The sequence below is a fragment of the Pseudomonas asuensis genome (assembly GCF_014646755.1).
Lineage (GTDB): Bacteria > Pseudomonadota > Gammaproteobacteria > Pseudomonadales > Pseudomonadaceae > Chryseomonas > Chryseomonas asuensis.
Window position 1 is genome coordinate 534,644 of the sequence record NZ_BMNW01000001.1, and the last position, 22,354, is coordinate 556,997.

Annotated in this window: 17 protein-coding genes; 14 read left to right on the forward strand and 3 right to left on the reverse strand. The window is 57.4% G+C overall.

Annotated elements, in window-relative coordinates; all coding sequences use genetic code 11:
• Nucleotides 1-100 precede the first annotated feature (100 nt).
• From IEX86_RS02500 to IEX86_RS02520, 5 genes are all read left to right on the forward strand, one after another.
• A complete protein-coding gene (locus tag IEX86_RS02500) occupies nucleotides 101-1,327 on the forward strand; it encodes an MFS transporter (RefSeq protein WP_188864477.1) in 1,227 nt (408 codons plus the stop codon).
• A gap of 117 nt (nucleotides 1,328-1,444) precedes the next feature.
• The gene (locus IEX86_RS02505; protein WP_188864478.1) at nucleotides 1,445-2,248 is read left to right on the forward strand and encodes an SDR family oxidoreductase; all 804 of its coding nucleotides are present in this window, start codon (nucleotides 1,445-1,447) and stop codon (nucleotides 2,246-2,248) included.
• Entirely contained in the window at nucleotides 2,241-4,061 is a 1,821-nt protein-coding gene (locus IEX86_RS02510) for a glycoside hydrolase family 15 protein (protein ID WP_188864479.1), read from the forward strand. The genes IEX86_RS02505 and IEX86_RS02510 overlap by 8 nt, the downstream gene beginning before the upstream one ends.
• A 283-nt stretch (nucleotides 4,062-4,344) precedes the next feature.
• Entirely contained in the window at nucleotides 4,345-6,342 is a 1,998-nt protein-coding gene (gene betT, locus IEX86_RS02515) for a choline BCCT transporter BetT (protein ID WP_188864480.1), read from the forward strand.
• A gap of 195 nt (nucleotides 6,343-6,537) precedes the next feature.
• Complete coding sequence (locus IEX86_RS02520; RefSeq protein WP_373290378.1) at nucleotides 6,538-7,617, forward strand: AbrB family transcriptional regulator; 1,080 nt, start codon at nucleotides 6,538-6,540, stop codon at nucleotides 7,615-7,617.
• Between the two features lie 17 nt (nucleotides 7,618-7,634).
• On the opposite strand, the gene hrpB is transcribed toward IEX86_RS02520, so the two are convergent.
• Nucleotides 7,635-10,145 carry an ATP-dependent helicase HrpB gene (hrpB, locus tag IEX86_RS02525; protein WP_188864482.1) on the reverse strand — a complete coding sequence of 837 codons (2,511 nt, stop codon included), beginning with the start codon at nucleotides 10,143-10,145 and terminating at the stop codon, nucleotides 7,635-7,637.
• A 115-nt stretch (nucleotides 10,146-10,260) separates the two neighbouring features.
• Between hrpB and pmcY the strand changes: the two genes are divergently transcribed.
• Both pmcY and IEX86_RS02535 read left to right on the forward strand, forming a co-directional pair.
• Entirely contained in the window at nucleotides 10,261-10,680 is a 420-nt protein-coding gene (gene pmcY, locus IEX86_RS02530) for a periplasmic Zn2+ metallochaperone PmcY (RefSeq protein ID WP_188864483.1), read from the forward strand.
• Between the two features lie 6 nt (nucleotides 10,681-10,686).
• Nucleotides 10,687-11,598 (forward strand): cation diffusion facilitator family transporter, encoded by a 912-nt coding sequence (locus tag IEX86_RS02535; RefSeq protein ID WP_188864484.1) that lies wholly within the window; start codon nucleotides 10,687-10,689, stop codon nucleotides 11,596-11,598.
• 58 nt (nucleotides 11,599-11,656) lie between these two features.
• Here the strand turns inward: IEX86_RS02535 and IEX86_RS02540 are convergent, their stop codons facing one another.
• Nucleotides 11,657-12,757 carry a DUF6515 family protein gene (locus IEX86_RS02540; RefSeq protein ID WP_188864485.1) on the reverse strand — a complete coding sequence of 367 codons (1,101 nt, stop codon included), beginning with the start codon at nucleotides 12,755-12,757 and terminating at the stop codon, nucleotides 11,657-11,659.
• Between the two features lie 449 nt (nucleotides 12,758-13,206).
• On the opposite strand from IEX86_RS02540, the gene IEX86_RS02545 reads away from it, so the two are divergent.
• From IEX86_RS02545 to IEX86_RS02565, 5 genes are all read left to right on the forward strand, one after another.
• The gene (locus IEX86_RS02545; protein WP_188864486.1) at nucleotides 13,207-13,686 is read left to right on the forward strand and encodes an Lrp/AsnC family transcriptional regulator; all 480 of its coding nucleotides are present in this window, start codon (nucleotides 13,207-13,209) and stop codon (nucleotides 13,684-13,686) included.
• A 264-nt stretch (nucleotides 13,687-13,950) separates the two neighbouring features.
• Nucleotides 13,951-14,406, forward strand: a complete 456-nt coding sequence (locus IEX86_RS02550) for a (2Fe-2S)-binding protein (protein ID WP_188864771.1) — start codon at nucleotides 13,951-13,953, stop codon at nucleotides 14,404-14,406.
• 14 nt (nucleotides 14,407-14,420) lie between these two features.
• The gene (locus IEX86_RS02555; protein ID WP_188864487.1) at nucleotides 14,421-16,622 is read left to right on the forward strand and encodes a xanthine dehydrogenase family protein molybdopterin-binding subunit; all 2,202 of its coding nucleotides are present in this window, start codon (nucleotides 14,421-14,423) and stop codon (nucleotides 16,620-16,622) included.
• A gap of 9 nt (nucleotides 16,623-16,631) precedes the next feature.
• Entirely contained in the window at nucleotides 16,632-17,894 is a 1,263-nt protein-coding gene (locus IEX86_RS02560; RefSeq protein WP_373290379.1) for a cytochrome c, read from the forward strand.
• A gap of 166 nt (nucleotides 17,895-18,060) precedes the next feature.
• Nucleotides 18,061-18,453, forward strand: a complete 393-nt coding sequence (locus IEX86_RS02565) for a globin (RefSeq protein ID WP_188864488.1) — start codon at nucleotides 18,061-18,063, stop codon at nucleotides 18,451-18,453.
• A 21-nt stretch (nucleotides 18,454-18,474) separates the two neighbouring features.
• Here the strand turns inward: IEX86_RS02565 and IEX86_RS02570 are convergent, their stop codons facing one another.
• Complete coding sequence (locus tag IEX86_RS02570) at nucleotides 18,475-19,086, reverse strand: pseudouridine synthase (protein ID WP_188864489.1); 612 nt, start codon at nucleotides 19,084-19,086, stop codon at nucleotides 18,475-18,477.
• 121 nt (nucleotides 19,087-19,207) lie between these two features.
• Between IEX86_RS02570 and IEX86_RS02575 the strand changes: the two genes are divergently transcribed.
• Nucleotides 19,208-20,257: an MBL fold metallo-hydrolase gene (locus tag IEX86_RS02575; RefSeq protein ID WP_188864490.1), complete on the forward strand. Its 1,050-nt coding sequence runs from the start codon at nucleotides 19,208-19,210 to the stop codon at nucleotides 20,255-20,257.
• Nucleotides 20,258-20,384: 127 nt separating this feature from the next.
• Nucleotides 20,385-22,223, forward strand: a complete 1,839-nt coding sequence (locus IEX86_RS02580; protein ID WP_229685233.1) for an ABC transporter ATP-binding protein — start codon at nucleotides 20,385-20,387, stop codon at nucleotides 22,221-22,223.
• Nucleotides 22,224-22,354 lie beyond the last annotated feature (131 nt).

Here is a 22,354-nt window from a genome sequence, read left to right on the forward strand (position 1 = left end):
ACATAACTTGTTACCAGTGGATTGTTTCAGAATATATCTCGGTCAATGCGCAAAAATGATCGTCAAGGCTATGATGAGAGACCTCCTGAAGAGCCCCATCATGACCTCAGCCCCCTTGTATTTGCGTCATCACCGACCTTTTCTGGCGTTCTGGTTTGCCCGCGTCTGCACCGCCAGCAGTTTTCAGATGCTCACCGTTGCCATTGGCTGGCATATCTACTCATTGACCCACGATGTACTCGATCTCGGCCTGGTTGGCCTGGTGGAGTTTCTGCCTCGACTGCTTTTCATGCTCTATACAGGGCATGTGGCGGATCGCTACGACCGCCGCAAGGTCGCCGCGCTCTGTCAGACAGGCCAAGCCCTTACCGCGCTGGTTCTGGTCTATGGCAGCCTGACTGACAACGTTACCCGTGAGCTTATTTTCATTCTGGCATTCATGCTGGGTACCTGCCGAGCATTCGAAATGCCTGCAACCCAGGCGCTTTTGCCCAATATCGTTCCTGCCTCGCTATTTCCCCGGGCGGTTGCTGCATCGGCTTCTGCCATGCAGGGCGCAACCATTATTGCGCCAGCCTTGGGGGGCTTTCTGTATGCCCTGGGGGCCTTTTGGGTCTATGCACCGGCTACAGCCCTGTACGGCGTGGCGATATTACTTGTCCTGAGCCTGCCGGCACGCGAGCAGCAACCCCGCAAGGAAAAGGCAAGCCTTGACTCGCTATTGGCCGGTATTCGCTTCATTCGGAGCCGCCACGATGTTTTCGGCGCTATCTCACTGGATCTTTTTGCCGTTCTGCTGGGTGGGGCCACGGCACTGCTCCCCGTTTTTGCCCGCGATATCCTGATAACCGGTCCGTGGGGTCTGGGCCTGTTGCGCTCGGCTCCTGCGGTTGGCGCCCTGCTCATGTCGTTCTGGCTGGCGCGCTTTCCTATCGAGCGTAACGTTGGACGCATCATGTTTATATCGGTAGGCGTTTTTGGCGTGGCGACCATTGCTTTTGGCCTATCCACCTCGTTCTGGTTTAGCCTGGCGGTATTGGCGGTACTGGGCGCAGCCGACATGATCAGCATGGTTATTCGCGGTGCCTTCGTTCAGCTGGAAACACCTGATGAAATGCGTGGCCGCGTCAGTGCCGTCAATGGACTGTTCATCGGCGCCTCGAATCAGTTAGGTGAGTTCGAATCCGGTGTAACAGCCGCCTGGTTAGGCACTGTGCAGGCAGTAGTCCTTGGTGGAGTCGGCACGTTAGTCGTCACCGGCCTGTGGATAAAGCTCTTCCCTACCCTAGCCCAACGCGATCATTTACATACAGCCAAACCCCGCTGACCTGTCTTTTCATACCTGCCTGCCGCCTCGGCGGGCAGCCTCCCCACAGCTGAACTCTCCCAAGCCACCAGCGGTCAGGTATCAAGGACTTTTCACCAAATTACTCGAGGGTTTGCCATGAAAATTTCACTTGATGGCCAGGTTGCCCTGGTCACCGGCGGCAGCTCAGGAATTGGCGCTGCATCAGCCAAGGCGTTGGCTCAAGTGGGGGCAGCCGTTGTCATCAACTACCATAACAATGCTGAGCCTGCTGAGAAGCTCGTCGACGAGATCAAAGCGGCGGGTGGCCAAGCGATTGCCGTAAAAGCTGATGTGGGTGATGAGCAGGCTGTTGAGCAGCTGTTCGCCAAAGCAATAGAAGCCTTTGGCCGCCTGGACATCTTAGTTGCCAATTCGGGGCTGCAGCGTGATGCGCCATCCGATCAGATGAGCCTCAAGGATTGGAACATGGTCATCCAGACCAACCTGACCGGCCAGTTTCTCTGTGCACGTGCTGCCATCCAGCAGTTTTTAAAGCAAGGCGTGAATACGGAGCTGTCCCGTGCCGCGGGCAAAATCATCCATATGAGCTCGGTACACGAAGTGATCCCATGGGCAGGCCATGTCAATTATGCGGCATCCAAAGGCGGGGTCAGTCTGATGATGAAAACCCTAGCCCAGGAAATGTCTGAAAAACGTATCCGTATCAACAGCATTGCACCGGGCGCCATTGCCACTGCTATTAATGAAGACGTAACCGGCAATGAAGAGGGCCGCCGTGAGCTGCTCAAGCTAATCCCCTACAAGCGTGTCGGGGAGGTAGAAGATATTGGTAATGCCGTCGTATGGCTGGCATCGGATTTATCTGACTATGTTGTAGGTACGACGCTGTTCGTTGACGGTGGCATGTGTCTATACCCAGGATTCCAAGGCAATGGCTGATCAAAACGCCGGAATCCGGCCTATCGATGCCCATGGTGTTATCGGCGATATGCGCACCTGCGCGCTGGTCGCCGATGATGGCAGCATTGACTATTTTTGCTGGCCTGACCTCGACAGTCCCTCGGTTTTTACCGCACTGCTCGATGGGGACGAAGCCGGTCTATTCACTATTGCGCCTGAGCGACCCAATGCCCGGCGACAGCAAATCTACCTTCCTGACAGTAATGTCCTGCAAACCCGCTGGTTGGATGAAGATGGTGCCGTTGAATTGACCGACTGGATGCCGATCCTGACGGAAGAGAACACCGCGCCTCGCCTTGTACGGAGGGTTTACGCCGTCAAGGGTGACTCCCGTATTTGCCTGAGTTGCTCACCACGGCTTGACTACGCCCGTGCCGAAACAACAGCCAAGGAGGAACGTAACAGCATTGTGTTTCAGGCCGACGGCCAACGCAGTATGCGTCTGACAGGTTCCAAGACACTTACACTTGAGGGGGCTACCGCCGTAGCAGAGTTCACGCTCAAGGAAGGTGAAAGCGCAACATTTGTTTTTGGCTGCGCCGAAGACCGGCAGGTCATGGAAGAAGACCTTGATCTCTGCCTCAAGCGCACCCTTACCTTCTGGCAGCGCTGGGCCCGCCAAAGCAATTATACCGGGCGTTGGCGTGAAATGGTCTCGCGCTCAGCGCTGGTCCTCAAGCTACTGGTTTCGCAAAAACACGGCTCCATTGCTGCCGCAGCCACCTTTAGCCTGCCGGAAACACCCGGCGGCGAACGTAACTGGGACTACCGTGCTACTTGGATCAGGGACGCCTCGTTTACTGTTTATGCCTTCATGCGCCTGGGGTACACCCATGAAGCCAATCATTTCGTAAGTTGGGTAGGTGACTGCATCGAGCGCAGCAGTGACTTGCCGCAAAAGCTTCAAATCATGTACCGCCTCGATGGAGGTCGGGAATTACCCGAACAGGAACTTGACCACCTGAGCGGCCATGGTGGCGCAAAACCTGTACGTATCGGCAACGACGCATTCGGGCAGGTTCAGCTGGATATCTATGGCGAGCTGATGGATGCTGTCTACCTGTCCAACAAGTATGGCCAGGCCATATCGCATCGCGGCTGGACGCATGTTGTCGGCATTATCGATTATGTCTGCAACCACTGGCAGTCCAAGGATGCCGGGATCTGGGAAATCCGCGACTCACCCAAACACTTCCTGCACTCTCGCCTGATGTGTTGGGTAGCTATCGATCGTGCCATCCGTCTGGCTCAAAAGCGCTCCCTTGCCATGCCCTATGAACGCTGGCTCAAGGCCAGGGGAGATATCCAGGAAGATATCTGGACCAATTTCTGGAACAAGGAAAAAGGCCATTTCACCGCTATCCTGGGTAAGGACACGCTGGATGCCTCTTTGCTCCTGATGCCATTGCTGCGCTTTGTCAGCGCCACGGACCCCGCATGGCTGGCAACCCTTGATGCCATCAAGGAACGTCTGGTCTGTGATGGTATGGTCAAGCGTTATGACCTGTCCGAAACCAACGATGGACTCTCAGGTGAAGAAGGCTCGTTTGCGGCTTGCTCATTCTGGTATGTGGAATGCCTGGCACGTGCAGGCCGGACAGACGAAGCGCATATGGAATTTGAAAAGCTCATGAAGTACGCAAGTCCTCTGGGGCTTTTTGCCGAAGAGCTAGATGCCCGAGGACGTCACCTGGGTAACACGCCGCAGGCTCTAACACACCTTGCGCTGATCAGCGCTGCCTACTTTCTGAATCGAAAACTGTCGGGCAGTGATACTCAATGGCAGCCATGATGGCATTTCTCGCTCCAACTTGGGCTCTTCTGCCCTTCCTGCCTTAAGCCAATCATAGCAAAACGACATATGAAGGCGATTCAAGCTCTGCTTGGACGCCTTTCTGTGTTATCTTTTTATATTGAACGATCAATCAATAAAAACACTACACGCAATGGGGCAATGAATGCCCCTTTTCGAATGAACGTAAGCTACGAGTCCGACTGGCTTCGCGTGTTACCGGAAACCCGCGAACTGAGCTGTCCGGATTCTTTGGCAACTGCCCTATAGGAGAACATGCTCCATGAGCAGCACGACCCCATCCGGTAATGTACGACTCAATCCGCCGGCCTTTTACAGCGCGGCCACCGCGATCCTGCTCTTTGCCCTTGTGGTAATCGCCTTTCCCGAGCGCGCCGGTGCCTGGCTGCTGGAAGCCCAGACATGGGCCTCCCAGACAGTAGGTTGGTACTACCTGCTGGCCATGACGCTTTATCTAGTCTTTGTCATCGTCACAGCCCTTTCAGGGTACGGCAAGATCAAGCTTGGCGCCGATCACGATCAACCTGAGTTCAGTTACCTTTCATGGGCCGGCATGCTATTCGCAGCTGGTATCAGTATTACCCTATTCTTTTTCTGCGTCTCAGAGCCTCTGACGCATTTCATGCACCCACCTCAAGGCGAAGGCGGCACGCAAGCAGCTGCCCGGCAAGCCATGCAGCTGCTTTTCCTGCATTGGGGCCTGCATGGCTGGGGCATTTTTGCACTTGTGGCCATGGCACTGGCCTATTTTGCCTATCGCCATAATCTGCCGCTGGCCTTGCGCTCAGCGCTTTACCCCCTGATCGGCAAGCGCATCAATGGCCCTATTGGCCATGCTGTGGACTGCTTTGGCATTATCGCGACGGTATTCGGCCTGGGCGCCGACATGGGTTTTGGCGTTCTCCAGCTCAACTCAGGCCTCGATTATCTGTTTGGAGTACCTCACACCCAGTGGGTACAGGCCTTGCTGATTGTCGTGATGATGGGAGCTGCCATTTTGGTCGCCGTATCAGGTGTGGATAAAGGCGTACGCATCATGTCCGACCTCAACATGCTATTGGCAGTCGGGCTGTTATTGTTTGTCCTGTTTGCCGGTCCGACTCAACACTTGCTCAATACGTTAATCCAGAATATCGGTGACTATTTGGGCGCCGTTCCGACCAAGAGCTTTGACCTCTACGCCTACGACAAACCCTCCGACTGGCTGGGCGGCTGGACAGTGTTCTATTGGGCCTGGTGGATTGCATGGGCACCCTTTGTAGGGCTGTTCATCGCCCGAATTTCCCGTGGCCGCACCATTCGCGAATTTGTCTTTGGCGTCCTGTTCATTCCGCTGGGCTTTACCCTGGCGTGGTTGTCCATCTTTGGTAACAGCGCACTCGATCAGGTACTCAACCACAACCTGACCAGCCTGGCGGACACGGCTATTCGCGAGCCCTCTATGGCACTCTATCGTTTGCTGGAGACCTACCCCGCTAGCCGTGTGGTCATTGCGGTAGCTGTTTTCGTAAGCTTTGTGTTCTTTGTGACGTCGGCGGATTCGGGCACAGTGGTGCTATCGACCCTCTCCTCGACGGGAGGCGAAGCGGATGAAGATGGTCCCAAGTGGCTGCGTGTTTTCTGGGGAACAATGACTGCCCTGGTGACAGGTGGCTTACTGGTTGCTGGCAGCATGGATGCGCTGAAATCAGCGGTGGTGCTGACCTCCCTTCCCTTCTCGCTGGTAACGCTATTGATGATGTGGGGCTTGCACAAGGCGTTCTACACTGAATCGCAGCGGCAACGGGCACGATCACATTCCCTGGCCCCGGTGTCCCAGGCCAACCCACGCCGCAGCGGCGGCTGGCGCCAGCGCCTTGCCAAGGCCGTTCACTTCCCTTCGCGTGATGAGGTCTATCGCGTGATGGATACGATTGTTCGCCCGGCGATTGAGGAAGTGGCCGAGGTCTTCCGGGAAAAAGGATTGGCCGTACAGACCGAGCTTGATCCCACCAATGCCAACCTGAGCCTTGAGGTCGGTCATGGCGAGCAGCATCCCTTTATCTATCGGGTCATCATGCAGGGGTATTTTACGCCCAGCTTTGCCCGTGCGGGCATGGGCGGGCTGCACCTGAAGAATCGTCGCTACTACCGTGCAGAGGTCTATCTGGCCGAAGGTAGCCAGGACTATGACTTGGTAGGTTACACCAAGGAGCAGATCATCAACGATATGCTCGACCAGTACGAACGCCACTTGCAGTTCCTGCATCTGGTCCGTTGATAGCGTTCCTCCAGGTCGTCATTCGGCGGCCTGGAGCCAATACCCTAATAAGCCTCCAAGTCCTCGGACTGCTTATTGCCTTAGGCAATCATACTGTTAGTTATCTTGCTATCAGTTTTTAGTGCAAGCGCGCGTATAATTGACTCCTAGCGTAGCTACGCCGTCTGTGGCTGCCACCCCTTGAGGATGACGTCATTGCCTCACGCACCTGCTTTGTCTGAACCACCATTATCACGACATCCCGCCCTGCAATGGGTCGCTTTGATCGTTATCTCCAGCCTGGCCTCCTTTTGTCTTGACCGTGCCGGTATCCCGGCGGCCTTGTTTCTAGGGCCAATGCTGGTTGCCATCGGCTTTGGCGTCAAAGGTGCCACGATTCGTCTACCTAAACCGCTGTTCCAGTTAAGCCAGGGCGTGGTGGGCTGTCTAATTGCCCATTCCATGACCGCGGCCGTTCTGCTCATGGTGGCCACCCATTGGCCGGTCATGCTTCTGGCCACGGCCATTACCGTTCTGCTCAGCGTTCTGGTGGGGGTCATACTGGTTCGCTTTGGTGGTTTACCAGGGTCTACTGCTGCCTGGGGGACTACACCCGGCGCTGCTTCAGCCATGGTAGCCATGGCCGAAGAGTATGGGGCTGACTCCCGCATCGTAGCGACCATGCAGTATGTGCGTGTTGTGTGCGTTGTCGTGATCAGCGCCTTGGTGGGCCGCTTCTTGGGAGCAGAGGGCAGCGGGGCCGCATCTCATTCAGCGGCGATCAGCTTCGACTGGAGCGCCCTGCATTCCTTTGGTATGACACTGGCCGTAGTGGTGGTAGGTGTATGGTTGGGCAAACGCATACCAGCCGGTGCACTGATGGTGCCTATTGCGTTGGGTACTATCCTGCAACTCAACGGCTGGGTAACCATTACCCTCCCCCACTGGCTGCTGGCCGTCGCGTTTGGCTCGATGGGGTGCTATGTGGGCCTGCGGTTCGATAAAGCCACCGTACGCTATGTTACCCGCGCCCTACCCAAGATGATCATGGCTTCGCTGATGCTGATCGCCATGTGTGCCCTGTCAGCTCTGTTCCTGGCACATCTGATGAACAAGGACTTTCTGTCCGCCTACCTGGCGACCAGCCCCGGCGGCCTGGATTCGATGGCAATTATTGCTGTGGACAGCCATGCAGACGTTGGCCTTGTCCTGGCAATGCAGGCCCTGCGCTTGATCGGTGTAATTGCGTCCGGGCCTTTCCTGGCCAAACAAATCGCACGAGTCGCACGAGCCTGATCTGTACAGCCCAGGCATTAACGCCGAGGCTTGGCCCGAGCGGTCGCTTCGGCAACGAGAGGATCATCCGGCCAGTAATGTTTGGGGTAACGCCCTTTCAAATCCTTTTTTACCTCCGCATAGGTGCTGCGCCAGAAGTTGGCCAGATCCTGGGTCACCTGCACCGGCCGCTGCGCGGGCGATAACAGATGCAGCTTTACCGCAAGCCGGCCGCCTGCAATGCGGGGCGTATCGGCAAGGCCGAACATTTCCTGCAACCTGACGGCCAGGACGGGCGGCTCTTCTGTGTAGTCCAATCGAATGCGAGAGCCTGAGGGCACCTCTACAGCACGCGGTGCCAGCTCATCCAGACGCGCGGGCAGCGGCCAGGGTAACAAGCCTTGCAGAATGGCACCCAAATCAAGTTGGGCGAAGTGTGACAAGCGTGTGACTCGTCCCAGATAAGGCAGCAGCCAATCCTCCAGTGTGGCCAACAGCGCCGTGTCGGTCACGTCAGGCCATTCGCTGGTGCTGCCCTGATTCAGGTCCAGCCGCCGCAAGAGCATGATCCGTGATTGCCACTGACGCAGCTCTGGCGTCCAGGGCAGGAGCTCCAACCCTTTACGCCTGACGAGACCTAGCAGTGCTCGGCTGCGGGTTATCTCATCCAGATTGGTCAAAGGCTCACGAGAGAGGATCAGCTCGCCGATTCGCTGTTGCCGCTCGGCACGCAATACACCCTCTCGCTCGTCCCAGTCCACCTCTTCATGAATCGATACCTGTTCGGCCAGTGGGCCATCAAACAGGAGCGGATCCAGTTCAGCAGCCAGATAGATACGCTCCTCACGTTGCCCCTGCCGACTACCCAGATCAGCAATCACCAACCAGGACGATTTCATCAGTGAATCGACCTCGGCAAACAATGCTGCACGGCCGTTAGCCAGTCGATATTCGGCGCTGCCTGATCGCCGCTGTTGTGCAACCCGCTCCGGGTAAGCGAACGCCAGCAGACACCCTACCCAGCGAGGATGATCGGGATCGCTCACGGGTGCCTCGGCGACACCACGCAGCAGACCCTTGAACTGCCTTGCCAGCTGACGGATACGAGCTACACCACCACGCGGCCCTCTGCCCTCGCCTGCGAGCAGCGCCAACCGGGTATGTATGTCCGCTCCCTCACCACGCACAATATCCCGCTCGGACAGAATGGCCGCCAGGTCGCATGCCAGCGGCGCAAGGCCCAGAGCATGCCCACGCAACAGGAGATGGGCCAGACGCGGATGAGCAGGCAACGTGCTCATGGCTTGCCCGTGAGGCGTCAAGGCGGCTCGATCTACGCTGAGAGCGCCCAGACGCCCCAGCAGATCTTGCGCCTGGGCCTGGGCTGCAGCTGGAGGCATGTCCAGCCAGACCAGCTCATCGGCGGTCGCCCCCCAACGTGCCAGCTGGAGAGTCAGTCCCGCCAGATCAGCCTGCAGGATTTCGGGTGAGTCATAAGCAGGAAGTTGTTCGTGCTGCGATTCCGACCACAGGCGGTAGCACACACCGGGCGCCAGGCGCCCCGCCCGCCCTGCTCGTTGGGTAGCCGATGCGCGGGAGATACGCCGTGTAGCCAGCCGCGTCATGCCGCTGCCAGGGTCGAACGCAGGCGCTCGTGCAAGCCCGGCATCAATCACCACCCGAACCCCTTCGATGGTCAGGCTGGTTTCAGCAATATTGGTTGCCAGTACTATCTTGCGGATACCGGTAGGCGCTGGTTCGATGGCAGCTCGCTGAGCAGCCAGATCAAGTTCGCCGTAAAGCGGTGCTACCCGGATATCTAACCTGCTGCCGACTGCATCATCCAACTGCTCCTGAACACGCCGTATCTCAGCCTGTCCCGGCAAAAAGACGAGCAAGCTACCGCTTTGCTCATCCAGCGCCTGAAGGAGGGTCTGTACAGCTCTGGGCTCAAGGCGTTCATCCGCTGAATAGGGTCGCCCCCATTTGATATCCACAGGGAACATGCGCCCCTCACTACGCACCACCGGAGCTCCTCCCAGCAACGCCGAAAGACGCTCACCCTCAAGGGTTGCGGACATAACCAGCACCTTGAGTGGGGTATCGCGCAAGAGTTCGCGTCCATTCAAGGTCAACGCCAGGGCCAGATCGGCGTCCAGGCTACGCTCGTGAAACTCGTCAAAGATGACCAGGCCTACTCCTTCCAAGGCAGGATCGTCCTGGAGGCGACGCGTAAGGATGCCTTCCGTCACAACCTCGATACGCGTCTTTGGCCCTACCTTGCTTTCCAGACGAATACGGTAGCCTACCGTTTCGCCTACGGGCTCACCATACTCGGCCGCCAGCCGCTCCGCCGCTGCCCGGGCGGCCAGGCGCCGTGGTTCCAGCATGAGAATTCGCTGACCCGCCAGCCAGGACTCATCCAGCAGCGCCAGCGGTACACGTGTGGTCTTGCCTGCACCTGGAGGTGCCTCCAGTACAGCTTCGTCACGCTCGACCAAGGCGGCGCGCAGGATAGGCAATACGGTATCGATGGGTAATGGCGTCATTCTGCTGTGCACGTGGTCATATACGGTGGCTGCTGATTATAACGACTCCAGTGGCCCGCTTCCGGCCTCTCGCAGCGCCGGTTATAGTGCGGTTTCCTGACCTATGGAGGTATTTATGCCAATGCGCACCCGCCTGATCTGCGGCGCCCTAGCCGCAGCAGTGCTGACTCAGATTTCGGCCTGCGGTACGTTGTTCTACCCTGAGCGTCGTGGCCAGATTACCGGCCAGATTGATCCGGGCATTGCCATCCTTGATGCGGTAGGTCTGTTGTTTTATATCATTCCCGGCCTGATTGCGTTCGGTGTGGATTTTACGTCTGGCGCCATCTACCTACCCAACGACCAGCACGCCTCGGTCGATCCGCAAAAGCTAAAAGACGCTATCAATGCGGATGGCAAGGTGGACAAGGCGCGCCTCAAGGCCATCATCGAACAGGAAACTGGCCGCTCCCTGCCGCTGACCGATCCCCGACTGATTCAGCACAGCGGCAGCCCTGAGCAACTGGCCGCCTTCGGGTTGCGCCCTGCGGCATAACACCTGATGAAGAGCCGTACCGAACACGCCAGGCTGTTGCGCCTGGCCACCACCGCCTCACTCGCGGTGGCTGGCCTGCTCATTACCGTGAAGGCCATCGCTTGGTGGTTCAGCGGGTCGGTCAGTCTGCTGGCCGGGCTGACCGATTCCGTACTCGATGGCGCGGCCTCCTTGTTCAACCTGCTGGCGGTGCGCTATTCCCTAAAGCCCGCCGACGACGACCACCGTTACGGCCATGGCAAGGCGGAGTCGCTGGCGGGCATTACCCAGGCCCTGTTTATTGGGGCCAGCGGCATCCTGATCGGCGTACAGGCTATCGGGCGGTTGAAAGAGCCTGAACCTCTGGGAACGCCTCTGCTGGGCATTGCAGTCATGATCTTTTCATTGATCGTGACTGCCGGCCTGCTGATGCTGCAGCGGCACGTCATTCGAATTACGGGATCGGCAGTGATTCGCGCCGACTCCCTGCATTACCGCTCTGATCTCCTGCTCAACACCAGCATTCTGATTGCCCTGATTGCTGCCAGCTACGGCTGGGATCAGTTGGATGCCATCTTTGGTCTGGGTATTGCGCTGTATATCCTTTGGAGTGCCATTGGAATCGCACGCGACTCGCTAAGCGTACTGATGGATCAGGAGTTGCCCTATGAGGTCAGCGAGCATATGTTGACGCTGGCATGCAGCGTGCCCCAGGTTCTGGGTGCTCATGATCTGCGTACACGCATTTCGGGAAGCGATTGGTTCGTGCAGCTGCACCTGGAGCTGCCTGGGGAAATGACTCTATCCGAAGCCCATCGTCTGTGCGATGAGGCGGAGGCGGCCATCATGGCGGAATACCCGCAGGCCGAAGTGCTAGTCCATGCCGACCCACTGGACGCGCCCGATGTCCCCCATCGGCACCCCTTGCCGCCGAGCTGAATACCCAAGCGGTGTCTTCTGACCTCCTACAAAGAGCGGTCAGACAAACCGCTTAAGCTTAATAGGTCACGTTATAGCCCCTGCCACTTAAGCATGCCCCCAGCGAGCGCCGGTAACGGTCAGCCATCTCGGTTCGTGGTGCAGCAGTCGCCTGGGAGGGATCGAACCCTGACTCGCTTACCGCCCAGCGTTGGCAGTCGTAGCGATCCTGCTCCATCTGGGCCTGAGTCTGACCATATGCAGGAGCTACTGCGACATCGTAGGCATTGCTGCCGATGGCATAACCGCTGTTTTGCACAGGCGGTTCCACGACGATATAACGGTTGTATTCCGGCTGTGGCTGATAATAGGTACCTGCCGCAAAGTAATAGGTCATTCCACCGATAACCAGCGTTTGCGCATAGTTGGGCAACGTGCTGACGTACACGCCACGAGGCGGTGTCACGATGACATAACTTGAGCCCTGCGGACGATACCAGTATCCATCGGAGTAATAATACTCATAGCGTTGATGCCAGATACGGGTGTACTGCGGGGGCGTCCGACGCAACACATAGCCGGGGCGCCAGTCAGGATTTGGTCCCCAGCCGCGACGATCGAAATCATTATTCCAGCGGGGCCGATTCCAGTTGCCGTAAGGGCCATGATCAGGATGATCAATGACACGAGGCTGATTCTCCCAACCCCGATTCAAGTCATTAGGCCCGGACTTCTCCCAGCGTGCACGTTCGTCACCCCGCCGAGCGGCATCAGGCCGATTCCAGCCGTCTTCACGGGAGTGGTTCGCCTGCCCAGTAACTTCCCTCGGAGGTGCGGTTATGAACCGCACTCCATTTTCATCAACCCGTTCGACCGGCCGTCGAGGAAAGTCATAACGCTGGTGAGGGAGATCCTGGCCGCTACCGGTCTGCCAGCGTGAGCCATCCTGGCCGATAGGACGACCACCTCCCAGACGAGGCTCTGCATTAGGGTCCATCCCCTGACGTGGAGAATAGTCCGGGTGGCCACCCGGGCGGCCTTGCTGCATTTGAGGTTGGGACGCATCGCCGGAAGGGCTGCCGAACTGGGCCTGACCAGGCTCGAAAGGACCTGCCAGCACATGACCTGCGCTCAATGCGACAGCCAAACCGATACCGTTCAAACGCCTACGGCGCTTCATGACCTTATCTCCTGGTTTCCGCCAGCGCGCTCTGAAAATGGCGAGGCGGCGGTCGAATATTCAATCTAAGCCAGGAGTATGCGCGAGGCGAGCATTGACGGATAGGCGGAGCACAGGCGTACACTTTTATTAGGCGCACAAAAAAGGAGGCTTTCGCCCCCCTCTGGAATTCTGTCCTCTGAGCCGCTTTTGGCGACTGCTGCGATCACACAGCCTTTTGGGCGGTGAGTGGCCCGGGAGCGGCACGACCTGATAGGTCGGCGGCATTATCGGCTTGCCCTCCTGGAGCTTGCCGTTGGACTGTTCGTCCGGGCCATCGAAGTAATGAGTTCAGCTTAGCCCTGTTGCGCCGACTAAAGTTTGCGTTTTTTGCTATATCTTCTATGGTTTAAGCAACAGAACACTAAAAAAACCCTTTAAACGCAATTTTCCAAAGGATTGGTTTCAAAATGGACAAACTAGACCGCTACGACCTGCGCATTCTTGCCGAACTCCAACGTGATGCCCGCATCTCTAATCAGGAACTGGCAGAGCGCATCGGTCTCTCGCCTTCCCCGTGTTCCCGACGTGTCAAGCAACTGGAAGACGACGGCTATATCAATCGTCAGGTCGCCCTGCTTGATCGCAAGAAGCTGGGTCTTAGCCTGACGGTGTTCGTATTGATCGGCATGGACCGCCACACTCCAGAGCGCTTCGAGCACTTCCAATCCATTATTCGACAGTGCCCGGAAGTCCTGGAGTGCAGTCTGGTGACAGGCATGGATGCGGATTACCAGCTCAAAGTGGTCGTCCCAGACATGGACCACTACCAAAAGCTGCTGCTGGGTACCCTGACCCGTATAGAAGGCGTTTCGAGCGTACGCTCAAGTTTCGTTCTCAACCAAGTCGTTTCGAGCACCGAACTACCGCTTGAGCACCTGCGCGGCTAAGCGCCCCGAACGACAGGCACCCTTGCGGTGCCTGCGTGACATCCTGCGTTTGCACAAACCTGATGCCCGCGCTGGTGTTTCTTGTCATAAAATGGATAAATCAGATTTATTTATCTAAATTTTTCTAGGCATATGGAATGAAGCATTGCTCATTCTGTCCTGAATACATCCAAAGATCGACTTGCAGCCCTCCCCGTTGGCGTACTTCGCCTGACGCGCTCAGGGATGACGAGTCGACTGTCCTACCGTGCTGATGAGGTTGCAATGCTTACGCTCAATATCAACGGGGCCGACCATCAGGTCGACGTGCCCGACGACATGCCCCTGCTCTGGGTTCTACGTGACGTACTGGGAATGACCGGTACCAAGTACGGCTGCGGAATTGCACAGTGTGGCGCCTGCACGGTTCACCTGGACGGTACGGCGGTTCGCGCCTGCGTCCTGCCTGTTAGCAACATCGCACAAGGCCAGAAGATTGTAACCATCGAAGCCGTGGGCAAGTCCGACCTGGGTAAGAAAGTGCAGGACGCCTGGCTTGAGCATGAAGTTGTGCAGTGCGGCTACTGCCAGTCTGGCCAGATCATGTCAGCCGTGGCCCTTCTGACCCAGCACCCGGATGCAGGCGATGCTGAAATCGACGCAGGCATGTCCGGCAATGTCTGCCGCTGCTGTACCTACACCCGTATCCGCGGTGCAATTAAAAGCGTTTCCCAGGCCTGAGCGGAGCACACTTTATGACCAAGAACGTATCGGCGCATGCGGTGAGCCTGTCACGCCGCAAGCTGCTTCAGGCCAGTGGTATCGCCGCGGGAGGCCTACTGCTGGCAACGGCACTGCCTTTTTCCCGGCGCAGCTATGCCGAGCAGTATGTCAATAAAGGTCCGGAAGACGCACCACTGGATACTCCCACGGCCTTAGGCGCTTTTTTGCGTATAGGCCACGATGGGCAAGTCACGCTTATTTCGCCCAAGATCGAAATGGGCCAGGGTGTACAGACCGGTTTTGCCATGATGGTGGCCGAAGAGCTGAACGTTACTCTGGATCAGGTCAGGGTGCAGGAAGCCCCGCCGGATGAAAAGTTGTACGGTGACAAGCTCCTGGGCTTCCAGGCCACCGGCGGCTCCTCTTCGACCCGTAGTAACTGGCAACCCCTGCGAGAAGCGGCAGCCGCTGCACGTCTCATGCTGATTCAGGCCGCAGCCAACCAGTGGGGTGTATCACCTGAGGAATGCCGGGCCGAAAACGGCAAGGTCATCGGCCCTGGCAACCGTGAACTGGTATACGGCGCGCTGGTAGACGCTGCGGCCAAGCTGCCGGTCCCCGAAAATGTCCCGCTTAAAAAGCCAGAAGACTACAAAGTCATCGGCCAACCGCTTCGCCGTCTTGATACTCCCGGCAAGGTAAACGGCTCAGCCAAGTTCACTATTGATCTGCAACTGCCGGGTATGAAGATTGCTACTGTCAACGCCTGCCCGGTCGTAGGTGGCACGCTCGTCTCAGTGGATGATAGCCGCGCCCGTGCCGTACCGGGTGTCAGGGACGTAGTAAAGCTGGATAACGCCGTCGCTGTGATCGGCGATCACATGTGGGCAGCCCTCAAAGGGTTGAAAGCACTGGAAATCCAGTGGGATATGGGCCCGAACGCCGGTATCGACTCCGCCCAGATCGAGCGTGCCCTGCATGCAGCCTTTGATCGTGAAGGCGCTATTGCCGCGGAGGCTGGCGACATTAACAAGGCCATTGCCGGTGCCTCCAGCAAGATCGAAGCGGAATACGAAATGCCTTTCCTTGCCCATGCCACCTTGGAGCCCATGACGTGCGTGGCCCAAGTCCGCGAGGATGCCTGTGAACTATGGGTGGGCACCCAGGTGCCGGTCATGGCACAGCAGGCAGCAGCGAAGGCTGCTGGCCTGCCGCCCGAAAAAGTCATCGTAAACAACCAGCTTATCGGCGGCGGCTTTGGTCGCCGTCTTGAGGCAGACTTCATTGCTCAGGCCGCAGCCATTGCCAAACACGTCGACTATCCGATCAAGCTGGTCTGGACGCGTGAAGAAGACACTGCCCACGATTTGTATCGCCCCCACTATATCGACCGTTTCAGCGCAGGCCTGGATGCCAACGGCATGCCGGTGGGCTGGTCGCATACCATTGTGGGCGCCTCGGTCATGGCGCGGTTTGCGCCAGCTGCCGTTCCGCCCAATGGTTTGGATGCCGATGCGGTAGAAGTTTCCAACAAGCCTATCTATAAGCTTCCAAACCTCAAGGTCCGTTATGTGCCTGAAGCACCCAAGGCCATCCTCAACTCCTGGTGGCGTGGTGTAGGCCCGTTGCATGGCGCCTATGTGATGGAAAGCTTTATCGATGAACTGGCCTACGCGGCCAAGCAGGACCCGGTCGATTACCGGATGAAGCTGCTCGGCGATCACCCGCGCGCGCAGGCGGTTCTCAAGCTTGCTGCTGAAAAGGCCAATTGGAGCCAGAAACTGCCAACGGGTCATGGTCGCGGAGTCGCTGTACAGGAGGTCTTTGGCAGCTACCTCGCTACCGTAGTGGAAATGCAGGTTGATGCGCAGAACGGCATTCACATCACCCGACTGATCTGTGTTGCAGATTGCGGCGAAGTGACCAACCCGACCTCTGTTCACTCTCAGCTGGAGGGCGGCACAATGTTTGGCCTGTCTGCCGCGCTCTACAACGAGATCACCATCAAAGATGGGCATGTAGAGCAAAGCAATTTCCACGACTACCGCCAGCTGCGCATGAGCGATGCTCCTCCGGTCGAGACCCACATCATTCCAAGCCACGAAGTACCTGGCGGAATCGGCGAGGCCGGTACGGCCATGATCGCACCGGCCTTGGTCAACGCCTTGTATGCAGCCACCGGCAAACGCATTCGTCGTCTGCCGGTGGCTCGCGCCGGTTATCACGTGGCTTAAGGAGCTCCTATGACTCGTTTTACTTCCATCTGGGGCATCGTGGCGCGTACGGTGTTAAGCAGCATGGCCCCTATAGCGTTAGCCCTGGTGGCATCATCCGCTCAGGCAGCAGACCAGGCTACTATTCAGCGCGGCGAATACCTTGCCCGCGCGGCTGACTGTGTGGCCTGCCACCTTGATGAAAACGGTGGCAGGCCGTTCGCCGGCGGCCGTGGCTTCAAGTTGCCCTTTGGCATGCTGTATTCCCCCAACATCACACCGGACAAGGAAACCGGGATCGGCACCTGGAGCGATGACGACTTTGTCAGCGCCATGCAGGAAGGTGTCGGCAAGGATGGCAAGCACTACTACCCGGCTTTCCCCTATACCTCCTATACGTTGATGTCGCGGGACGACATTCTGGCAATCAAGGCCTACCTATTCAGCCTGGAGCCCATCAAGCAGCCAAACAAGGAAAACGACATCGGCTTCCCCTTCAACCAACGCTGGGGGATGATGTTCTGGAACATGATGTTCAATCCGAACGAGCGGTTTGAACCGGACCCCAGCAAATCAGCTGAGTGGAACCGCGGCGCGTATCTGGTGGAAGGTGCAGGACACTGTGGCGAATGCCATACCCCCCGTAACATCTTCCAGGCGCGTGATAGCTCGCGAAACCTGGGCGGCGCGGTGATTCAGGGATGGAAGGCGTATAACATCAGCGGTGATCAAAAGACTGGCATTGGCGCCTGGCCGGACGAGGCCTTGGCCTCGTACCTGTCGACCGGTCATGCTGAAGGGTATGGCGTTGCGGCGGGTCCGATGGCTGAAGCCGTCAATCACAGCCTGCGCTTCCTGACGCCGGAAGATATCCGGGCCATGGTGGTTTACCTGAAGTCAGTCCCCAGCCAGCCCTATGGGCTGATGCGACCAGAGCCCAAGGAGCTGTCAGCCGACGCGCCTGCCAAAGGGAATAACCCGTTGGGGCAGAAAGTGTTTGCCGATGCCTGTGTCAGCTGTCACCTGTGGGATGGCTCAGGCCGCCAGAGCACCTTTGCTGCGCTTCGCGGCCTGCGTACAGTAAACGATCCAGAGGCTACCAACCTGGTGCAGGTACTGTTGGGTGGAGACAAGCTGGAAAATCCCCACGGCGATCACTTCATGCCTGGCTTTGCCCGCGGTTACTCCAATCAGGAGTTGGCGGCCGTTACCAATTTCGTACTGGAGCATTTCGGACACGCCCGGGGCGAAATGACCCCCGAAGAGATCGAGACACGCCGTCATCCCGAGTAAACATGCATTTATTAGCCGTGTCTTTTGATAGGGCACGGCTAATAACCCTCCATATCAAAAGGCCTTTAAGACTATTGTCTTAACCTGATAGGCTTATCGCCCGTTTACACTTCTTCCCCCATCCGCTGTACCCACCACGTGGACGAAAGACTTGCAAGGACTTGCTATGAAACCCACCGATCAGGTGATGCAGAGCTACGGCCGCTGCTGCGCCAGTGCTGATTTTTTCGATGACTTTTATAACCGCTTTCTTGCCAGCTCTCCGCTAATTCGCGAGAAGTTCGTCAACACCAACATGCAAGCTCAAAAGCAGCTCCTGCGACAGGGCATCATGAACCTGGTCATGGTGGCGCGGGGAATGCCAGACACCAAACTGCGCGCCTTGGGCGAAACCCACTGCCGCCATCAGATGGACATTCGTCCTGAGCTCTACGGGATCTGGGTCGATACTCTGCTTGCGACTATCTCAAGTCATGATCCGCAGTGCACGGACGATACGCTTAAAGCCTGGCGGGAAGTGCTGAACGAAGGCATTGCCGTCATTACATCGCATTACTGATATAGATGATCCCTAGCGCGGCTATAACCGCGCCGGCACCTCTCGCCATTCGCCCGGTGCCATCCCCTCTAGCGTCCAGGAGCCGATCCGTACACGAACCAGGCGCAGGGTAGGTAAGCCGACGGCTGCCGTCATGCGGCGCACCTGCCGGTTACGGCCCTCACGAATCACCAATTCCAGCCAGGCCGTTGGAACACTCTTGCGAAAGCGCACGGGAGGGTTTCTCTCCCATAGTTCCGGCTCCTCCAACAGGCGCACCTCTGCGGGAAGTGTCGGTCCGTCATTCAGCTCGACGCCTGTTCGCAGCCTTTGTATCTGTTCTTCTGTAGGGGTGCCTTCCACTTGAACCCAATAGGTCTTGGGCAGTTTGTGCTTGGGGTCGGCAATGCGCGACTGCAAGCGCCCGTCATTAGTCAGCAGGAGTAGCCCTTCGCTGTCGCGGTCCAGCCGTCCTGCCGGATAGATGCCAGGGATGGGGACAAAGTCCTTGAGTGTCGCGCGCCCTTCCCCACCAGAAAACTGGGTCAGGACATCAAAAGGCTTGTTCAAGAGGATCAGCCGTGGTTCGGCTGGCGGGGCCTTGGCAACACGACGAGGACGTTGCGCTTGGGAAGGACGGTAGGAACGAGGCATGATGAACAACTGGCACTTAAGGCACGGGCACGTTAAAAACGTTGTGCGACGATAAATAATACCTGCGAGTGTACCGAAAAATAGACACTCGATTTCCACTTACCGGCAACGTGAGTCATTCATGAGAATTTTTCGCTCCCTCTGGCTGGTCAACCTTCTCGCCCTTGCAGGCTGTGGCGGCGCTGAATACAAAGGTCCCCCGTCTGATCACTTCGACGGGCAGCAGTTTTACAACCAGGAGCCCTTTACCAAAAAGAGCTTGTGGACCGTAATCAAATGGCAGCTGACCCGCGAGCGCCCTGAGTGGGTCTGGCAGGCGCTTCCGCCGCGTCAGGAGGAACTGCCCGAACGCGTGACAGGCGATGACCTGCGAGTTACCTACATCAACCATGCGACCCTGCTCATTCAATACCATGGGTTGAATATACTGACCGATCCGGTCTGGTCCGAGCGGGTCAGCCCGTTCAGCTTTATAGGTCCCAAGCGCTACCATGACCCAGGCGTAGCATTGGAAAAGCTTCCACCTCTTGACCTGATCTTTGTCAGCCATAGCCACTACGATCATATGGACCTGGCGACGCTTCGCCGTCTCGCCGAGATTAATCCGCTTACGCCAGTCGTCACGCTGCTGGGTAACGCCGAGTTGATCCGCAAGGAAGCCGGTTTTGGCAATGTCACCGAAATGGACTGGTGGCAGAGCCGACCGCTCAACCAAGAGGTAACGCTGCATATAGTGCCTTCACAGCACTGGTCAGCCCGCACCCGCTTCGATACCAACCGTACGTTATGGGGCGGTTTTGTACTTGAATCCGCCAGCGGCCCTGTCTACTTTCCGGGCGACACGGCGTGGGGCGGGCATTTCCAACGTATTCACGACCGCTTTGGCTCCATGCGTTTCTCGGCTCTTTCCATCGGTGCCTACGAGCCGCGCTGGTTCATGATGTCGAGCCATATGAACCCCCAGGAGGCGGTGGCCGCGCATAAGATCCTGCATTCCCAGACCAGCATGGGCATCCACTTCGGCACCTTTCCCCTGAGTGACGAAGCACAGTTTGCGCCTCCTCAGGACCTTGCTAAGGAACGCGAGGCGCAAGGCCTGCCGGAAGAGGCCTTTCGAGCACCGCTGCCTGGCGAGAGTTGGATAGTACCTGCCATCAGGACAGACAGCTAATTGGTTGCAAAGAGTATTTTCGTAAGCAGGGCTAAATGAGCTTCTTACGATTGGCTGGCAGATCCAAGCATAATCATGGCAGCATTCCTGACGGGATTTCCCCGTCAGGAATGCACTCCAACACCCCATGACATCCGTAGCCCCTGCGCCCCATCAGCCCTGGCGACACCGAGCGCTCAGCCCTTTCCAATATAGTGCGCGGGCACTGGGCCTTGTGTGGTCGACATCCCCTGCCCTGACTCTGGGACTTGCCCTGGCTACAGTCATTGCCGGTGTGCTGCCAGCGTTAGCCGCCTGGATTGGCAAGCAGATCGTAGATTCAGTCGTCGCCTCCATGCAGCTCTATCAGGCACAGGGCGACGCACCGCTGGCAGCATTGCTCTGGCTACTGGCTACGGAAGCAGGCGTGGTGGCCCTGATTGCAGCCGCTCAGCGGGGCCTGTCCGTCCAACAGTCACTCTTGCGCGTTCTGCTGGGGCAAAAGGTCAATGTGATGATCTTGGAAAAGGCCCAGCAATTATCACTGGTCCAGTTCGAGGACTCGGAGTTCTACGACAAGCTCACCCGCGCTCGTCGTGAGGCCTCTATTCGTCCGCTGTCACTGGTCACCAAGCTGTTCAGCCTGATGCAGAATGGCCTTTCGCTGATCAGCTTTGCCATTCTGCTGATTCATTTTTCACCCTGGGCACTGCTTATCCTTGTAGTAGGCGCCCTGCCCGTCTTTTTTGCCGAAGCCAAATTTTCCGGTGATGCCTTTCGCTTGTTTCGCCGCCGCTCCCCAGAAGCCCGCATGCAGGGATATCTTGAGGCAGTCCTGGCGCGGGAAGACCACATCAAGGAGGTCAAGCTTTTTGACCTTGCACCACGCCTGCTCCAACGTTACCGCGATATCTTCACCCAGCTTTATGCAGAAGATCGCGCCCTGACGATTCGGCGCGATACTTGGGGCTTTCTGCTTGGCCTGCTCGGAACCCTGGCCTTCTATGCCGCCTATGTCTGGATCGTGGTAGATACCGTACACGGGCGTATCAGCCTGGGTGAAATGACCATGTATCTGCTGCTTTTCAGGCAAGGCCAGACGGCAGTCAGTAGCAGCCTTACCGCCATTAGCGGCATGTATGAAGATAACCTCTATCTTTCCAATCTCTATGAGTACCTTGAACAGCCTGTCGCCGCTGAACAAGGCGACTTGAGGCAAGGTAAAACACCTGGAGACGGCATCCGCTTCGAACAGGTCGGCTTTCATTACCCCGGTGCCTCGCGCGCAGCGTTGGAGGGCATCAATCTACATTTGCAACCCAGTGAAAGCCTGGCCCTGGTGGGCGAGAACGGCTCAGGCAAGACCACATTGATCAAGCTGCTTACCCGACTCTATACGCCCAGCGAGGGCCGCATTCTGCTCGATGGCAGCGATCTTCAAGAGTGGAATACCGATGCCCTAAGGCAACGCATTGGCGTGATTTTTCAGGATTTCATCCGCTACCAGTTCAGCGCAGGTGAAAACCTGGGCGTGGGTGATGTCGAGGCCTTTGATGACCCACAGCGTTGGCAGGAGGCAGCCGAACGGGGGCGCGCCAGTGATTTCATCGAACGACTCGATCAAGGTTACCAGACCCAACTGGGCCGGTGGTTCAAAGGTGGACAGGAGCTATCGGGCGGCCAGTGGCAAAAGGTTGCGCTCTCGCGTTCCTATATGCGTACCCAAGCCGACATCCTCGTACTCGACGAGCCGACTGCGGCCATGGATGCAGGTGCTGAGGCTGAAGTATTCGAGCAGTTTCGCCAGCATGCCAAGGGCAAGATGACGATTCTAATCTCTCATCGCTTTTCCACCGTTCGCTCCGCTGAGCAGATTGTTGTGTTGGAGCACGGCCGCATCATTGAGCAAGGCCGCCATGAAACGCTGGTCGCACAAGGTGGCCGGTACGCTCACCTGTTTCAGTTGCAGGCCCAGGGGTATCGATAGGTTTTCTTATAGGGGAAATTTGCTTTTTACGGCTTTATCTTCATTTTTTGAAACATATAAGGCATTCTCGGCGCCCTCTTTGTAACGTTTGGAAAAGGTTTCGACCTGATCTCCCTGCCCTGGAAAGCCGC

What these genes read in the sequence shown, in the direction of transcription:
- IEX86_RS02540 (WP_188864485.1), bottom strand. Translation starts at nt 12,757, where the DNA reads ATGAAGCGCCGTAGGCGTTTGAACGGTATCGGTTTGGCTGTCGCATTG.
- IEX86_RS02560 (WP_373290379.1), top strand. Translation starts at nt 16,632, where the DNA reads ATGACTCGTTTTACTTCCATCTGGGGCATCGTGGCGCGTACGGTGTTA.
- hrpB (WP_188864482.1), bottom strand. Translation starts at nt 10,145, where the DNA reads ATGACGCCATTACCCATCGATACCGTATTGCCTATCCTGCGCGCCGCC.
- IEX86_RS02550 (WP_188864771.1), top strand. Translation starts at nt 13,951, where the DNA reads ATGCTTACGCTCAATATCAACGGGGCCGACCATCAGGTCGACGTGCCC.
- betT (WP_188864480.1), top strand. Translation starts at nt 4,345, where the DNA reads ATGAGCAGCACGACCCCATCCGGTAATGTACGACTCAATCCGCCGGCC.
- IEX86_RS02580 (WP_229685233.1), top strand. Translation starts at nt 20,385, where the DNA reads ATGACATCCGTAGCCCCTGCGCCCCATCAGCCCTGGCGACACCGAGCG.
- IEX86_RS02500 (WP_188864477.1), top strand. Translation starts at nt 101, where the DNA reads ATGACCTCAGCCCCCTTGTATTTGCGTCATCACCGACCTTTTCTGGCG.
- IEX86_RS02545 (WP_188864486.1), top strand. Translation starts at nt 13,207, where the DNA reads ATGGACAAACTAGACCGCTACGACCTGCGCATTCTTGCCGAACTCCAA.
- IEX86_RS02555 (WP_188864487.1), top strand. Translation starts at nt 14,421, where the DNA reads ATGACCAAGAACGTATCGGCGCATGCGGTGAGCCTGTCACGCCGCAAG.
- pmcY (WP_188864483.1), top strand. Translation starts at nt 10,261, where the DNA reads ATGCCAATGCGCACCCGCCTGATCTGCGGCGCCCTAGCCGCAGCAGTG.
- IEX86_RS02535 (WP_188864484.1), top strand. Translation starts at nt 10,687, where the DNA reads ATGAAGAGCCGTACCGAACACGCCAGGCTGTTGCGCCTGGCCACCACC.
- IEX86_RS02565 (WP_188864488.1), top strand. Translation starts at nt 18,061, where the DNA reads ATGAAACCCACCGATCAGGTGATGCAGAGCTACGGCCGCTGCTGCGCC.
- IEX86_RS02575 (WP_188864490.1), top strand. Translation starts at nt 19,208, where the DNA reads ATGAGAATTTTTCGCTCCCTCTGGCTGGTCAACCTTCTCGCCCTTGCA.
- IEX86_RS02510 (WP_188864479.1), top strand. Translation starts at nt 2,241, where the DNA reads ATGGCTGATCAAAACGCCGGAATCCGGCCTATCGATGCCCATGGTGTT.
- IEX86_RS02505 (WP_188864478.1), top strand. Translation starts at nt 1,445, where the DNA reads ATGAAAATTTCACTTGATGGCCAGGTTGCCCTGGTCACCGGCGGCAGC.
- IEX86_RS02570 (WP_188864489.1), bottom strand. Translation starts at nt 19,086, where the DNA reads ATGCCTCGTTCCTACCGTCCTTCCCAAGCGCAACGTCCTCGTCGTGTT.